The organism is Bradyrhizobium sp. WSM1417, assembly GCF_000515415.1.
Lineage (GTDB): Bacteria > Pseudomonadota > Alphaproteobacteria > Rhizobiales > Xanthobacteraceae > Bradyrhizobium.
Map to the genome: position 1 here is coordinate 1,106,392 of NZ_KI911783.1, position 14,465 is coordinate 1,120,856.

General features: G+C 64.6%; 13 protein-coding genes. 2 read left to right on the forward strand and 11 right to left on the reverse strand.

All coding sequences use genetic code 11. The annotated features are described in order from the left end of the window. Positions 1-333 precede the first annotated feature (333 nt). The 10 genes from BRA1417_RS45285 to sdhC form a co-directional block, all read right to left on the reverse strand. Positions 334-576 carry a hypothetical protein gene (locus BRA1417_RS45285; RefSeq protein ID WP_007604217.1) on the reverse strand — a complete coding sequence of 81 codons (243 nt, stop codon included), beginning with the start codon at positions 574-576 and terminating at the stop codon, positions 334-336. Continuing rightward, entirely contained in the window at positions 576-1,061 is a 486-nt protein-coding gene (locus tag BRA1417_RS0105400) for a pyridoxamine 5'-phosphate oxidase family protein (RefSeq protein ID WP_027514943.1), read from the reverse strand. The genes BRA1417_RS45285 and BRA1417_RS0105400 overlap by 1 nt, the downstream gene beginning before the upstream one ends. Before the next feature lie 72 nt (positions 1,062-1,133). Further along, positions 1,134-1,520: a VOC family protein gene (locus BRA1417_RS0105405; protein ID WP_027514944.1), complete on the reverse strand. Its 387-nt coding sequence runs from the start codon at positions 1,518-1,520 to the stop codon at positions 1,134-1,136. Between the two features lie 21 nt (positions 1,521-1,541). Next, complete coding sequence (locus BRA1417_RS0105410; protein ID WP_027514945.1) at positions 1,542-2,366, reverse strand: FkbM family methyltransferase; 825 nt, start codon at positions 2,364-2,366, stop codon at positions 1,542-1,544. Positions 2,367-2,462: 96 nt separating this feature from the next. Continuing rightward, the gene (locus BRA1417_RS0105415) at positions 2,463-4,418 is read right to left on the reverse strand and encodes an ABC transporter ATP-binding protein/permease (RefSeq protein WP_027514946.1); all 1,956 of its coding nucleotides are present in this window, start codon (positions 4,416-4,418) and stop codon (positions 2,463-2,465) included. Between the two features lie 53 nt (positions 4,419-4,471). Continuing rightward, positions 4,472-6,661: a hybrid sensor histidine kinase/response regulator gene (locus BRA1417_RS0105420; protein ID WP_027514947.1), complete on the reverse strand. Its 2,190-nt coding sequence runs from the start codon at positions 6,659-6,661 to the stop codon at positions 4,472-4,474. A gap of 189 nt (positions 6,662-6,850) precedes the next feature. Beyond that, positions 6,851-7,633 (reverse strand): succinate dehydrogenase iron-sulfur subunit, encoded by a 783-nt coding sequence (locus tag BRA1417_RS0105425; protein ID WP_027514948.1) that lies wholly within the window; start codon positions 7,631-7,633, stop codon positions 6,851-6,853. A 42-nt stretch (positions 7,634-7,675) separates the two neighbouring features. Continuing rightward, positions 7,676-9,526, reverse strand: a complete 1,851-nt coding sequence (gene sdhA / locus BRA1417_RS0105430) for a succinate dehydrogenase flavoprotein subunit (RefSeq protein WP_027514949.1) — start codon at positions 9,524-9,526, stop codon at positions 7,676-7,678. Positions 9,527-9,529: 3 nt separating this feature from the next. Further along, positions 9,530-9,946: a succinate dehydrogenase, hydrophobic membrane anchor protein gene (gene sdhD / locus BRA1417_RS0105435; protein WP_027514950.1), complete on the reverse strand. Its 417-nt coding sequence runs from the start codon at positions 9,944-9,946 to the stop codon at positions 9,530-9,532. Continuing rightward, the gene (sdhC, locus tag BRA1417_RS0105440) at positions 9,943-10,341 is read right to left on the reverse strand and encodes a succinate dehydrogenase, cytochrome b556 subunit (protein ID WP_027514951.1); all 399 of its coding nucleotides are present in this window, start codon (positions 10,339-10,341) and stop codon (positions 9,943-9,945) included. The genes sdhD and sdhC overlap by 4 nt, the downstream gene beginning before the upstream one ends. Before the next feature lie 520 nt (positions 10,342-10,861). Here sdhC and BRA1417_RS0105445 point away from each other — a divergent pair. After that, entirely contained in the window at positions 10,862-11,722 is an 861-nt protein-coding gene (locus tag BRA1417_RS0105445; RefSeq protein WP_027514952.1) for a sulfite exporter TauE/SafE family protein, read from the forward strand. Between the two features lie 174 nt (positions 11,723-11,896). Here the strand turns inward: BRA1417_RS0105445 and BRA1417_RS0105450 are convergent, their stop codons facing one another. Beyond that, positions 11,897-13,426: a malonyl-CoA synthase gene (locus BRA1417_RS0105450; RefSeq protein ID WP_027514953.1), complete on the reverse strand. Its 1,530-nt coding sequence runs from the start codon at positions 13,424-13,426 to the stop codon at positions 11,897-11,899. Between the two features lie 113 nt (positions 13,427-13,539). Between BRA1417_RS0105450 and BRA1417_RS0105455 the strand changes: the two genes are divergently transcribed. Next, positions 13,540-14,301, forward strand: a complete 762-nt coding sequence (locus BRA1417_RS0105455; protein WP_027514954.1) for an SDR family oxidoreductase — start codon at positions 13,540-13,542, stop codon at positions 14,299-14,301. The last annotated feature ends 164 nt before the right edge of the window (positions 14,302-14,465 follow it).

The following is a 14,465-nucleotide window of genomic DNA, read 5'->3' on the forward strand; positions in this document are numbered from 1 at the left end:
CTTCGGTTTTCCGTCAGGGCCGGTCTCTTGTGGCTGCGCCTGCGCGACGACGAGCGGCGGCGCGCCTTGCGCATGCGATGCGGAGCTTGCGAATTGCATCGCGGTCAGAGCCGTGGTGGCAAGCAGCACGAAACGAAGATTAGTCATGATGGTGAACTTCCCCGGAAGGTTCTTTGACGAAGTGTTGGGATGAACAGCTACGCGTTAGGCCGGATTGTGGCGGACGAAGCGCACGCGGCCCGATTTATTTCTGCACGCAAATCACCTCACTATGGTGACGTTCATTGCGCATTCAGACGCAGGTTGCAATTGCCTTGGATGTGATGCGTCGCCTCATGCGCGATCCCGCGGCGGACTTGCGTCCGTCGCGGGATTCGGCGTGAGCGGTCCGTTCGGTCCGCGTGATGGAATCTCTTCGGGCATGCGGCCCGGCAATTCGTCGGGCGGCGCTGGCGAGCCGGGCTCGCGCACCGGGGGCGCGATTTCAGGCTGCGGATTGCCCGGCGGAATCCCCGGTGGCGGCTCGGTGGGCGTGCCCGGTGTCGAAGGTGGAATCTCGGGCGGCTCGATCGGCATTACATCGAGACCTTGCGGTTGTCGCCGAGATCGGGCCGCGTGTTCGTCACCGCCGCGGCTGCCATCTTCACATAGGAGATCACGGTGCCGGGCGAGTCCCAGAACTCGGCATCGTCGGGCGTGACCTTGAGCACGCGGATGTTGGGATCTTCCGCAGAGTCCCACCACGCCTTGGCCGGCGTCGAGAACAGCTCCTTGATCTTCGCGCGGTCATTGGAAACGACAGCGGTGCCCGTCAGCGACACGTATTTCTGGCTGCCCGCATCCGCGAACGACAGATTGATGGACGGATTGCGCGCGATCTCCTCGTCCTTGTGACGCCGCGCGTCGGTGAGGAAATATATCGTGTCCGCGTCGCGATCGAGATAGGCGCTCATCGGCCGCGCGCGGAGCTTGTCGCCATCGCGCGTCACCAGCATCGCGAATCCGATCGACTTCATCAGATCCCATACGCGATCGATATCGCGGGCATTGTCGTTGGCCATGTCGTGCTCCTTCTTGCAAGGGACGACAACGGCGCGCGCGGAACGAGGTTCCGGCCGAGGGATGGAACTTATCTATTCCGGCGCGTGGCAAACCGCCTCGATGTTGTGGCCGTCGGGGTCGAGCACGAAGGCGCCGTAATAGGTCGGATGGTAATGCGCCCGAATGCCCGGCGGCCCGTTGTCGCGCCCGCCCGCCGCAATCGCCGCCTTGTAGAACGCATCCACCGCGGCGCGGTCCTTTGCCAGGATCGCGACGTGCACCGGCTTGTTCAGCGCGCCCTCGCCGCCGATCCAGAAATCCGGCTTGCCATCGGCGCCGAAGCCGGCGGCCGGATCGTGTCCGGTCTGCTCCTGCGTGACCTCCATGATCAGGCCGTAGCCGAGCGGAGCCAATGCCTTGGCGTAGAACGCCTTGGCGCGCTCATAGTCGGAGACCGGGAAGCCCATATGGTCGATCATCGTAACCTCCGTCGTTCGTCGTCAACGCGACAGGAACGTATTGCTCCGCGTCTTGCGCGCAACCACAAAGCCGCGCGCGACCATGTCGGCGATACAATCTTCCCGCCATTCCTTGTGTGACAAATGCTCGATCACCACCGCGCGCGGCCACAGCGATTGCGGCGCGTCGCGGAAGAAGCCGATCAGCACGCGATCCTCGAAGCCCTCGACGTCGATCTTCAACGCGTCCACCTTCGTCACGCCGGCCTCGTCGAGAATGCGCGTCAGCCGCAGCGAGGGCACTTTGATCGCCTCCGCGCTGGCCGTGCCGGTGACGACATGGGTGGCGCCGAGATTGCCGCCGCCGCTCTCGATCATCAGCTCGCCGTCGCTGTCGCCGGCGGCCGCCTGCACCAGGCGCACCTGCGTCGCTTTCGACGCGGCCTGGTTGAACGACAGCCGTCCAAACGTCATCGGATGCGGCTCGATCGCGACCACTTTCCCCGATGGCCCGACCTGTCGCGCCATCACCAGTGCAAAGGTGCCGACATTGGCGCCGACGTCGACGAACACGCCGCCCGCCGGGGTGTGCTGGCGCAGGAAGTCGAGTTCGTCGAGATTGTAATCGGGATTGAACAGCGCGCCGCGCTCGGTCGCGCTGCCCTGGTGATAGAAGCGGAACGATGCGCCCTGGTACTGCACGTCGACGGGACCACCGCGCAGCAGGTTCACGAGCCGCGACAGCCAGGGCCGGAACGCGCCGCGCTTCAGCTCCGATTGTGTCGCGAGGCGAATGATCGCGGCCTGCGCCGCGTTCGGCGCAAACGCGCCGAACGGCGCGGACGAAGGGGCATTGTCGGTCGCCAAGTCAAAGTCCTCGTTGCAAGCGGCGCATGCATAGCCGGTTTTGCCGAGGACTCCAACGCTCGATCCGGACCACAATCGCCGGGACGACGAAGCCCCTCACGCCGCCTTTTTCGGCGCCTTGCGCTGCCTCAGGAATCGCCCGAGCAGCTTGCGCTTGCCCTTGCGGGGGATCAGGTCGATGTCGCTGACGAGTTTTGCGCCGCCCTTGCGGCGCTCCAGCACGATCTTGCGGCTGTGAAAGGCCTCCAGCTCGACGCGATGCGCGACGCTGACGATGGTGGCCTTCGGCAGCTCGTCGGTGATCATCTTCATCATCTTGTCCTGGCTCTTCTCGTCGAGCGCCGAGGTCGCCTCGTCGAGCACGACGATGTCAGGGCTGTGCAGCAACAGTCGCGCGAAGGCCAGGCGCTGCTTCTCGCCACCGGACAGCGTCTGGTCCCACGGTGCTTCTTCCTCGATCTTCTCCTTGAGATGGTCGAGGCCGACCTTGTGCAGGGCCTCGCCGATCTCCTCCACCGTCCAGTCGTCTTCCGCGCCGGGATAGGCGACCGCGCGGCGCAAAGAGCCTGACGGTACGTAGGGTCGCTGCGGCAGCATGAACAGCCGCCGGTCGGGATGGAAATTGACGCTGCCGCCACCCCATGGCCAGAGCCCGGCGATGGCACGCACCAGCGTGCTCTTGCCGGTGCCGGATTCGCCGGCCACCAGCAGCCGCTCGCCAGGCACGACCACCACCTCGGTCTCGCCGACCACGGCGGTGCCGTCGTCGAGCGTGACGGAGAGATCGTTCAGCTCCAGCATGGCGTCATTGCTGGTCTCGCCGCGCTTGATGCGGCCGAAGCCGTCGCCCTGCTCGGCGCGCTCGAGACCGTCGAGCGACATCATCAGCGAGGCGATGCGGCGCGCGCAGGCATTCCAGTCGGCGAGCCGCGGATAATTGTCGACCAGCCAGCCGAACGCGCTCTGCACGATAGTGAAGGCGGAAGCCGCCTGCATCACCTGCCCCAGCGTCATGCTGCCGTCGAGGAATTTTGGCGCGCAGAGCAGCAGCGGCACGACCGGCGCAACGAGGCTCGATCCCTGCGACACCAGCGTGGTGCGCATGTGCTGACCCGCGAGCCGCGCCCATTGCCGCAGTACGTTCGTGAAATTGCGGTCGATGCCGTCGCGCTCTTCTTCCTCGCCGCCGAGCAGCGCGATGCTCTCGCCGTTCTCGCGCACCCGCGTCAGCGTGTAGCGGAAATCGGCCTCGGCCTGGTTCTTGTCCTCGGAGACCTGCACGAATTGGCGGCCGATCACCAGGATCGAGCCCGATGCGATTCCCGCATAAAGCATCGCGGCGATCACCAGGAAGCCGGGAATGGTCACCGACGATCCCGCAAGCGTGACGGTGAGCGCACCGCCGATGGTCCAGAGCACGACGATGAAGGTCACGGCCGACAGCAGCGCGGACGTCACGCCGGCGAGAAAATCAACCGGCGAATCGGTCGCGACGCGCAGATCCTCCGCGATCCGGTATTCCGGATTCTTGTGGTCGCCGCTGACGAGATTGAGCTGGTAATAGCGGCCGTTGCCAAGCCAGCGCGTCAGCACGCTTGCCGTCAGCCAGGCTCGCCAGCGCCGCTGGATGCCCATGCGCGCGAACACTTGCGCCACGCCGAGCACGATGCTGCCGATCGCGAGCGGGAAGAACACCGCGGTGAGATGGAAGACGGTGGACGCCTCGCGCTTCTCGATTGCGTCGAAGATTGCCCGATTCCAGACATTGATGCCGTATTGGAAACCGACGGTCAGGACGATCAGCACGCCGAGGCCGATGGAGTAGAGCCATGCCAGCCGGTCGCCGTTGCGGCCCCAGAAGCCGCGCGCGCTGATCCAGAAGCGGGTGAGGAGATAGTCCTTGCGGGCCTGCTCGGCCTCTTCGGGCGACAGCGCCGGGTCGGGCTCGACCAGCTCGGGCGGCGGCGGAGCCACTTCCTCGCCGGTCTCGCCGACGATTTCGACAATGGGCGGTTCTTTGCCCGATTCGCGCTTTCTGGCCGGCTTTTGCATGGCCGGATAACGCAAGCTAAATCAAAAGGTTCCCCGAGGTTCCGGGCGTCAGCTCACTCGGCGGCGCCGTCGCGCACCCGGCGCCGCGCGACCCGGTGCAGCACGCGCGATAGCTGATCAATCGCGTAGGGCTTTTGCACGAGCTCGAAATCGACCTTGCCGTCCTGGGACAGCGCCTCGCTGTAGCCCGTGGTCAGCACCACCGGCACGCCGATGCCGCGCTCGCGGACCGCCTGCGCGAGATCGAGCCCGGTCATCCCAGGCATCACGATGTCCGAGAAGACGACATCGAAGCGATCGGCATCCATGACAAGCTCGGCGAGTGCGTCGGTTGCATTGTCGACCAGCGTGATGCTGTAGCCGAGCTCGGTGAGGCCGTCGGCCGCGAAATTGGCGAGCTCGATATTGTCCTCGACCAGCAGCACCGACATGCCGCTGCCGGCCACGGCCGGGGCCGTGTTCGGTGCCTGCCGCTGCGGCAGCAAATGCGGCGCCACGCGCGGCAGATAGAGCGAGAAGGTGCTGCCGTGGCCCACCTCGCTGGTGACTGTCACCTCGCCGCCGGACTGGCGGGCGAAGCCGAACACCTGCGACAGGCCGAGACCGGTGCCGTGGCCGACCTGCTTGGTGGTGAAGAACGGTTCGAAGATGCGCTCGAGCCGCGTAGCCGGAATGCCGATGCCGGTGTCGCTGACGGCAATGCCGACGAAGCCGTGTTTGCCAGGAAGGTCTTGTTTGCCAGGAAGGTCTTGGCTGCCTGAAAGATCAGGGTTGCCCGAGACGGGAGCCCGCGTGTCCGCGATGGTCGCCGCGGTCTCGACGTTGAAGACGATCCTGCCCTTGCCGTGCATGGCATCGCGTGCATTGGTCGCCATGTTGATCAACGCCGTCTCGAACTGGCTTGCATCGGCATTGACGAGGCAGGGCTCGGCCGGAAGCCGCATCGCGATTTCGATCGCGGGTCCGAGCAACGTCGCAAGCATGTCGTGCAGCGACTGCAGCCGCGCGCCAACGTCGAACACCTCCGGCTTCAGGGTCTGGCGCCGGGCAAAGGCGAGCAGCTGCGATGTCAGCTTGGCCGCGCGCCCGACCGCGTCCGCGATGGCGGTGATGTAGCGCTGGCGCCGCTCCTCGCTCAGCTGCGGCCGGTTCAGCAGGTCGACCGAGGCGCGAATCACGGTCAGGAGGTTGTTGAAGTCGTGCGCGACGCCGCCGGTGAGCTGGCCGAGCGCCTCCAGGCGCTGGCTGTGCTTCAGCGCCTCCTCGGCTTCGCGCCGCGCGGCGGCCTCGGCTTGGAGATGCTGCGTGCGCCGGAACGCGAAAGCCAGCAGCAGAAACAGCAGCGCGGTGGCGGGAATGCCGAACACCAGATGCTGGCCCATGGTGGCGAACCAGCGCGCGCGGATTGCCGAGGTCTCCAGCCCCGCGCTGACATAGATCGGATACTCGGCGATGCGTCGGTAGCCGATGCGCCGCTCGACCTCGTCCGATGGCCAGGCGATGGTGATGAGGCCATGCTCGGGCTGAGCTGCGATGCTCCGGCCGACCGGCCCGTTAGGATCGAGCCTGAGGTCGCGGTCCAGCCGCGGAAGATGCGCCAGCACCACGCCGTCGGTGCGTCCCATCGCGAAGAAGCTGCCGGGATCGGAGCCGATTCTGGCGTAAAAGCTCTCGAAATATTCCGGCAGGACAGAGGCCTGGATCACGCCGATGAAGCTGCCGTCGTCGGAGCTGCGGCGGCGGCTGACCCCGAAGAAGCGCGCGCCCTGATACGGCTGGCGCGGCGTCAGGGGAACGCCGATGTAGCTGCCGATGGTCTGGTCGACATGGGCCGCAAAGTAGTCGCGGTCCGCAAAGCTCTGCGCCGGCGGCGGCGAGGCCAGGCTGTTGACCAGTGACTTTCCGTCCGCATCGAAGATCCATGCCGATTTCAGCTGCGGCAGCGAATCGGTCAGCTGCTTCAGGCGGCGGTGCAGGGCCGGTTCGCGCGCGCGGATGATGTCGTCGGGCATGCCGCGCACCACCTCGTTGACCTCGGCGAGGCTGCGGTCGATGGTCTCGAACACCTTGAGCGCGTGCTCGTGCGCGACATCGAGGGTGCGCTCGATCTCGCGGTCTGCGATGGCTTTTGTCGAGGCGTAGGAGATCGAGGCGGCGATCACGAACAGCGCAATCGGCAGCGCCAGGGACGCAGCCATCATCCACTGCAGTAATCTCAGCGAATTGCGTTGTGCGCCCTGCACGGTCGCTCCGGTCCCACACCGGAGAGCTTACTTGAATTTCGCGCCGGGAAGGAAGCGGCTTGTGGCGGGAACCAGAGGTTGCAATCCGCCGTCTTGCCCGTGCAGGGGCCGAGGCAAAATCTACTCGAACCGGTGCCCGCCGTAGAATGCCCCGGCCATATCGGCCGGGGATCGCAGCATAAATGACGCCTAGATCTGGCGCTCGACCATCTTGAGCTTGAGCTCGGCGATGGCTTCCGCCGGGTTGAGGCCCTTCGGGCAGGCCTTGGCGCAGTTCATGATGGTGTGGCAGCGATAGAGGCGGAACGGATCCTCGAGATTGTCGAGCCGCTCGCCGGTGGCCTCATCCCGCGAATCCGACACCCAGCGGTTGGCCTGGAGCAGCGCGGCGGGACCGAGATAGCGCTCGCTATTCCACCAATAGCTCGGGCACGAGGTCGAGCAGCAGGCGCAGAGGATGCACTCGTAGAGGCCGTCGAGCTTCTCGCGGTCCTCGTGGCTCTGCTTCCATTCCTTCTGCGGCGTCGGCGAGGTCGTCTTCAGCCACGGCTCGACCGACGCGTACTGCGCATAGAAATTGGTGAGGTCGGGGATGAGGTCCTTCACGACAGGCTGGTGTGGCAGCGGATTGATCTTCACCGCGCCGTCCTTGACGTCGTGCATCGAGCGGGTGCAGGCCAGCGTGTTCTGGCCGTCGATGTTCATCGCGCAGGAGCCGCAGACGCCTTCGCGGCAGGAGCGGCGGAAGGTCAGCGACGGGTCGATGTTGTTCTTGATCCAGATCAGGCCGTCCAGCACCATCGGCCCGCAATCCTGGGTGTCGACGTAATAGGTGTCGACGCTGGGATTCTTGCCATCGTCCGGATTCCAGCGATAGACGCGGAACTCGCGAGTTTCAGTCGCGCCCGCGGGCTTCGGCCAGGTTTTGCCGCCGCTGATCTTTGAGTTCTTCGGAAGTGCGAATTCAACCATTTCGATAAAGCTTTCGCTGTTCGTTCAGTACACGCGCGCCGTTTAGTAAACGCGAGCTTTCGGCGGGATGTACTGGACGTCGTTGGTCATGGTGTAGTCGTGAACCGGGCGGTACTCGATCTTGACCTTGCCGGAATCTTCCAGCCAGGCGAGCGTGTGCTTCATCCAGTTCTTGTCGTCGCGCTCGGAGAAGTCCTCGCGGGCATGCGCGCCGCGGCTCTCGGTGCGGTTGGCGGCCGAGTTCATCGTCACCACCGCCTGCGCGATCAGATTGTCGAATTCGAGCGTCTCGATGAGGTCGGAATTCCACACCAGCGAGCGGTCGGACACGGCGATGTCGGTGATGCCGCTGTGGACCTTCTCGATCAGGTTCTGGCCTTCGCTCAGGATGTCGCCGGTGCGGAACACCGCGCAATTGTTCTGCATCACGTGCTGCATGCCTTCGCGCAGCTTCGCGGTCGGCGTGCCGCCGGAGGCGTAGCGGTAGTGGTCGAGCCGGCCGAGCGCCAGGTCGGACGAATTCGCCGGCAGCTCCGGCTGGCTGGCGTTCGGCGTGAGCTTCTCGGCGAGGCGCAGCGCCACGGCGCGGCCGAACACGACGAGATCGATCAGCGAGTTGGAGCCAAGGCGATTGGCGCCGTGCACGGAGACACAGGCGGCTTCGCCGATCGCCATCAGACCGGGGATGATGGCGTTGTCGTCGCCGTTCTTCTTGGTCAGGACCTCGCCGTGATAGTTCGTGGGGATGCCGCCCATGTTGTAGTGCACGGTCGGCACGATCGGGATCGGCTCGCGCGTCACGTCGACATTGGCGAAGATCTTTGCGGATTCCGAGATGCCCGGCAGGCGCTCGGCCAGCACGGCGGGATCGAGATGGTCGAGATGAAGGAAGATATGGTCCTTCTTCTTGCCGACGCCGCGCCCCTCCCGAATCTCGATGGTCATCGCGCGCGAGACGACGTCGCGCGAAGCGAGATCCTTCGCCGACGGCGCATAGCGTTCCATGAAGCGCTCGCCCTCGGAGTTGACGAGATAGCCGCCTTCGCCGCGCGCGCCTTCGGTGACGAGACAGCCCGAGCCGTAGATGCCGGTCGGGTGGAACTGCACGAACTCCATGTCCTGCATCGGCAGGCCGGCGCGCAGCACCATGCCGCCGCCATCGCCGGTGCAGGTGTGCGCCGAGGTGCAGGACGCATAGGCGCGGCCGTAGCCCCCGGTCGCCAGAATCACGGACTGGGCGCGGAAGCGGTGCAGCGTGCCGTCGTCGAGCTTGAGCGCGATGACGCCGCGGCAGGTGCCCTGGTCGTCCATGATCAGGTCGATGGCAAAGAACTCGATGAAGAACTCGGCGGCGTGGCGCAGCGACTGGCCGTACATCGTGTGCAGCATGGCGTGGCCGGTGCGGTCGGCGGCGGCGCAGGTGCGCTGCGCCTGGCCCTTGCCGTAGTCCAGCGTCATGCCGCCGAACGGACGCTGGTAGATCTTGCCGTCTTCGGTGCGCGAGAACGGCACGCCCCAGTGCTCGAGCTCGTAGACGGCCTCGGGTGCGTTGCGCACCATGTATTCGATCGCGTCCTGGTCGCCCAGCCAGTCCGACCCCTTCACGGTGTCGTACATGTGCCAGCGCCAGTCATCCTTGTGCATGTTGCCGAGGGACGCCGAGATGCCGCCCTGCGCCGCGACGGTGTGCGAGCGAGTCGGAAACACTTTGGTGATGCAGGCGGTGCGGAGACCGGCTTCGCTGCAGCCGACCACGGCGCGCAAGCCCGCGCCGCCGGCACCGACTACGACGACGTCATAGGTGTGGTCTTCGATCGGATAGGCTTTGCCGTTGGTGGCGGGAGCGCCGTTGGCCTTGCCATTGGTATCTGTGGCCGATGTTCCGGTTGGCATGGCTTAGACTCCGGAGGAAAGTTTCAGCATCGCGTAGGTCGAGGCCAGCGCCACGGCGAACGAGAAGAAGTTGTTGAGCATGATCGAGATGAGCTTCAGCTTCTCGTTATGGATGTAGTCCTCGATTACGACCTGCATGCCGATCTTCATGTGCCAGGCGCTGGCGAAGATGAAGAGCAGCAGGATCACCGCGATCGGCAGCGAGCCCAGGATCTGTGCGGCGCCGGCCTGGTTGCGGCCGAGCAGCATCATCATGATCACGATCACGGGGATCATCAGCAGCGTCATGGCGACGCCGGTGATGCGCTGGCGCCAGAAATCGGACGTGCCCGAATGCGCCGCGCCGAGATTGCGCACGCGGCCGAGCGGGGTGCGCATCGAGGAGCCCTTCGGAGCGCCGTGGGATTCGTCGAAACTCATCGTCCGCCTCCGATCGCGTAGGCGATGATCCAGACGAGGACCGTGAGCCCGATGCCGCCGATCAACGCGCCCCAGGTCAACGCTTCGCGCTCATTGGCCTTGAAGCCGTAGCCGAGGTCCCAGACGAAATGCCGGATGCCGCTGAGCATGTGGTGCATCAGCGCCCAGGTGAAGCCGAACACGATCAGCCGGCCGATGATGCTGCCGGTGAAAGCCTGGACGTGGCTATAGGCGGCCGGGCCCGAGGCGGTCGCAATCAGCCACCAGGCCAGCAGCAGCGTTCCGGCGTAGAGGGCAATTCCGGTGGCGCGATGGACGATGGAGAGCGCCATCGTCAGGGTCCAGCGGTAGGTCTGAATGTGCGGTGAAAGCGGTCGTTCGATCCGTGCGGTCATGGGCTTCAATTGCTTTATTGCGGCCCAGCATGGGGCGCGCGGGGATCGCGGAAGGTCGGCTCTATTTACGGAGTCGATTTCACCTGCGCAATCACCAAATCGCCATAAATCGAACTTGGGTTCAGCTCTAGGCCCTTGATGTAACAAGACCAATCGGGCGCTTGGTATACCAGAGCCATGGCGCACCGAGGAAAGACAGAACATAAATTCATCACTTGCTAGGAGAGCTGGGGCGCATTGAAATTACTATTGGAACGGCTCTAAGCCGCCGCAGGACAACCAGGGTTCAAACCAGTCATTTCATGACGTTCGAACCGGCAGGGATGATCGGTGAGCAATCCTCAATTTCCGCGAAGCGCACCGATTTTTCGCGAGACGGGCGGATATGCGCAGCCTGCATCCCACCCCAGACCGCCGATGCGGCGGTCGACCCGACAAATCAGATCGCCTAGAGCATTGCGGGCAGCTGTCCGAGTGATGCATCGGAGAAGTTGTCAGCCATCGCCGGGGCAGGTCAGGGGTGATTGCAGGACTTGATATCAAGGAGATCGCCGAGCTCGCGCTGCTGCTGATCGCAACCGGCGCGCTCTCCGGATTTTTGGCCGGCGTGTTCGGCATTGGCGGCGGCGCGATTCTGGTGCCGGTGTTCTACGAGTGCTTCCGCATCGCCGGCGTGCCGCTGGAGGTGCGCATGCCGCTCTGCATCGGCACTTCGCTCGCTGTCATCATTCCGACCTCGATCCGTTCGTTCCAGGCGCATTATAAGCGCGGCGCCGTCGATCTTGCGATCCTTCGGGTCTGGTGGCTGCCGATCCTGATCGGCGTCGTCACCGGCAGCGTGGTCGCGCGCTACGCGCCGGAGCGGCTGTTCAAAATCGTGTTCGTCGCCGTCGCCTGGTCTGCCGCGGTACGGCTGATCTTCGCGCGCGAGAGCTGGAAGCTCGGCGATGATCTGCCGAAGGGCCCCTTGATGCGAATCTACGGCTTCTGCGTCGGGATCCTCTCGACATTGATGGGCATCGGCGGTGGATTGTTTTCGAATCTGCTGATGACGTTCTACGGCCGCCCGATCCATCAGGCAGTGGCGACATCGTCGGCGCTCGCGGTGCTGATCTCGATCCCCGGCGCGCTCGGCTACATCTATGCCGGCTGGCCTGCGGCCGCGCACTATCCCGGCGTTGCAGCCCTGCAAGTCCCATTCGCGCTTGGCTACGTCTCACTGATCGGCGCCGTGCTGGTGATGCCGATGAGCCTTGTGACAGCACCACTCGGTGTGAGAGCCGCGCATGCGATGTCCAAGCGAACGCTGGAGGTGGCGTTCGGGTGTTATCTGTTTATCGTCGGCAGCCGGTTTGTGCTGAGCTTGTTAGGCGGGCAGTGACAGGTTTGGGGCAAGCGCGTCCTACACCCTCAGTGTCATTCCCCGCGAAGGCGGGGAATCCAGTACGCCGCGCCCTCTCGATTCTATCATAGCCGTCTCTGGAATACTGGATGCCCCGCCTTCGCGGGGCATGACAGCGCGTCGTGTGGTGGCTCCTCGACGAGTCCGTGCCGCTCACTTCTTCGCGTAAAGATCCTTGTAAATATCGCGCAGCACGTTCTTCTGCACCTTGCCCATGGTGTTGCGCGGCAGCTCGTCGACGACGAAGACGCGTTTGGGCATCTTGAACTTGGCCAAGCGCCCGTCGAGCGCCTTCAGCACCGCGGCCTCTGTCACGTCCGCGCCCTTGTTGCAGACCAGCACGGCCGTGACGCCCTCGCCGAAATCGGCGTGGGGTACGCCGATCACGGCGGATTCGATCACGCCGGGCATGGCGTCGATCTCGCTCTCGATTTCCTTCGGGTAGACGTTGAAGCCGCCGGAGATGACGAGATCCTTGCCTCGTCCCAAAATGTGGACGTAACCCTTGGCGTCGATCTTGCCGAGGTCGCCGGTGATGAAGAAGCCGTCATCGCGGAATTCCGCCTTGGTCTTCTCCGGCATGCGCCAATAGCCTTTAAACACGTTCGGGCCCTTGACCTCGATCATGCCGATTTCGTCACGCGGCAGTTCCTTGGCCGTTTCAGGGTCGGTGACGCGCACGGAGACGCCGGGGAGCGGAAAGCCGACGGCGCCGGGCACGCGCTCGCCGTCATAGGGATTCGACGTGTTCATGTTGGTCTCGGTCATGCCGTAACGCTCGAGCACGGCATGCCCCGTGCGCGCCGACCATTCGCGATGGGTTTCGGCCAGCAGCGGCGCCGAGCCCGAGATGAACAGCCGCATGTGTTGTGTGGTTTCGCGCGACAGCGCAGCGTTCTGGAGCAGCCGGGTATAGAACGTCGGCACGCCCATCAGCACCGTGGCGCGCGCCATCAGCTTGATGATCAGATCGGGGTCGAGCTTCGGCAGGAAGATCATCGACGCGCGCGCAAACAGCGTCACGTTGGTCGCCACGAACAAGCCGTGGGTGTGATAGATCGGCAGCGCGTGGATCAATACGTCCTTGTCGGTGAAGCGCCAGAAGCCGACGAGCGAGAGCGAGTTCGACGCCAGATTGTCGTGGGTCAGCATCGCGCCCTTGGAGCGGCCGGTGGTGCCTGACGTGTAGAGGATCGCGGCGAGATCGTCGTTTGCGCGCGACACTGTGGTGAATTGGCTGCTCGCCTTGTCGGCGGCGTCCGTCAGCGAGCCCTTGCCGTCAGGCCCGAGCGTCTCGACTTTGGCCTTTACCTTGGCGGCGATCGGGTCCAGCCCTTCCGCCTTGGCGGGATCGCAGACCACGAGCGAGGGCTCGGCATCGCCGATGAAATAGTCGAGCTCGTTCAGCGTATAGGCGGTGTTGAGCGGCAGGTAGACCGCACCGGCCCGCACGGTGGCCAAATACAGCACGATGTTGGCCACGGATTTCTCGACCTGAACCGCAACGCGGTCGCCCGGCTTGACGCCGCGCGCGATCAGCACATTCGCCATTTGCCCGGCCTTGGCGATCAGGTCGCCATAGCTGATGCGGATGCGGTCATGCGTCTCGATCGCGAGGCGCTTCGGATCGTCGAGGCCGTCGAACAGGCGGGAAAACAGATTGGCGTTGGCAGCTTGGTTCATGCAAGATTTCCTCGACCGCAAGGCTTGACCACAAGGCTCGTCAGACAAGGCCGGTCAAAACCGAGGGCTGGATTAGCAAAAACCGCCCCGATGAAGCAACGGAGACAGTTTGCATGACCAAAAACGGGAAACGCGTGGCCTGGGTGACAGGCGGGGGCAGTGGGATCGGAGAGGCCGGCGCCGAAGCGCTGGCGGCCGACGGCTGGACGGTGGTGGTCTCGGGCCGGCGCAAGGACGCCCTGGATACCGTGGTCGCGAAGATCACTGGGGCGGGCGGGGCCGCCGAGGCCATCGCGCTGGACGTGTCCGTCGCCGCCGCGGCCCAGAAGGCGGCCGATCAAATCGTCGCGAAGCACGGCCGGATCGACCTGCTGGTGAACAATGCCGGCATCAATGTCCCCAAGCGCAGCTGGAAGGACATGGAACTGGAGGGCTGGGACCAGCTGGTCCAGGTCAATCTCAACGGCGTGCTCTATTGCATGCGCGCGGTGCTGCCGACGATGCGCAAGCAGCAGGACGGCTCCATCATCAACGTCTCGTCCTGGGCCGGCCGCCACGTCTCGAAAATGCCGGGCCCGGCCTACACCACGACCAAGCATGCGGTGCTGGCGCTGACCCATTCCTTCAACATGGACGAATGCGTCAACGGCCTGCGCGCCTGCTGCCTGATGCCGGGCGAGGTGGCGACCCCGATCCTGAAGCTGCGCCCGGTGGTGCCGAGCGAGGAGGAGCAGGCCAGGATGCTGCAATCCGAAGATCTCGGCCGCACCATCGCGTTCATCGCGAGCATGCCGGCGCGGGTCTGCATCAACGAGCTCTTGATCAGCCCGACGCATAATCGCGGGTTCATTCAGACGCCGCACAACAGGGATTGAGGTGTAGCGCGCGCCTCATCCTCATCGTCGTCCTGGACAAGCGCAGCGCAGATCCAGGACCCATTACCCCAGGCAGTCGTTTGGCGTTGACCCGGAGTAGCCAGCTCGCATCGCAACTCCTCCCTGGGGTAATGGGTCCTGGCTTTCGCCAGGACGACGATGGT

Coding starts and splice junctions, on each gene's coding strand:
- BRA1417_RS45285 (WP_007604217.1), bottom strand. CDS start 576: ATGCCGATCGAGCCGCCCGAGATTCCACCTTCGACACCGGGCACGCCC.
- BRA1417_RS0105400 (WP_027514943.1), bottom strand. CDS start 1,061: ATGGCCAACGACAATGCCCGCGATATCGATCGCGTATGGGATCTGATG.
- BRA1417_RS0105405 (WP_027514944.1), bottom strand. CDS start 1,520: ATGATCGACCATATGGGCTTCCCGGTCTCCGACTATGAGCGCGCCAAG.
- BRA1417_RS0105415 (WP_027514946.1), bottom strand. CDS start 4,418: ATGCAAAAGCCGGCCAGAAAGCGCGAATCGGGCAAAGAACCGCCCATT.
- BRA1417_RS0105425 (WP_027514948.1), bottom strand. CDS start 7,633: ATGGTTGAATTCGCACTTCCGAAGAACTCAAAGATCAGCGGCGGCAAA.
- sdhA (WP_027514949.1), bottom strand. CDS start 9,526: ATGCCAACCGGAACATCGGCCACAGATACCAATGGCAAGGCCAACGGC.
- sdhD (WP_027514950.1), bottom strand. CDS start 9,946: ATGAGTTTCGACGAATCCCACGGCGCTCCGAAGGGCTCCTCGATGCGC.
- sdhC (WP_027514951.1), bottom strand. CDS start 10,341: ATGACCGCACGGATCGAACGACCGCTTTCACCGCACATTCAGACCTAC.
- BRA1417_RS0105450 (WP_027514953.1), bottom strand. CDS start 13,426: ATGAACCAAGCTGCCAACGCCAATCTGTTTTCCCGCCTGTTCGACGGC.
- BRA1417_RS0105455 (WP_027514954.1), top strand. CDS start 13,540: ATGACCAAAAACGGGAAACGCGTGGCCTGGGTGACAGGCGGGGGCAGT.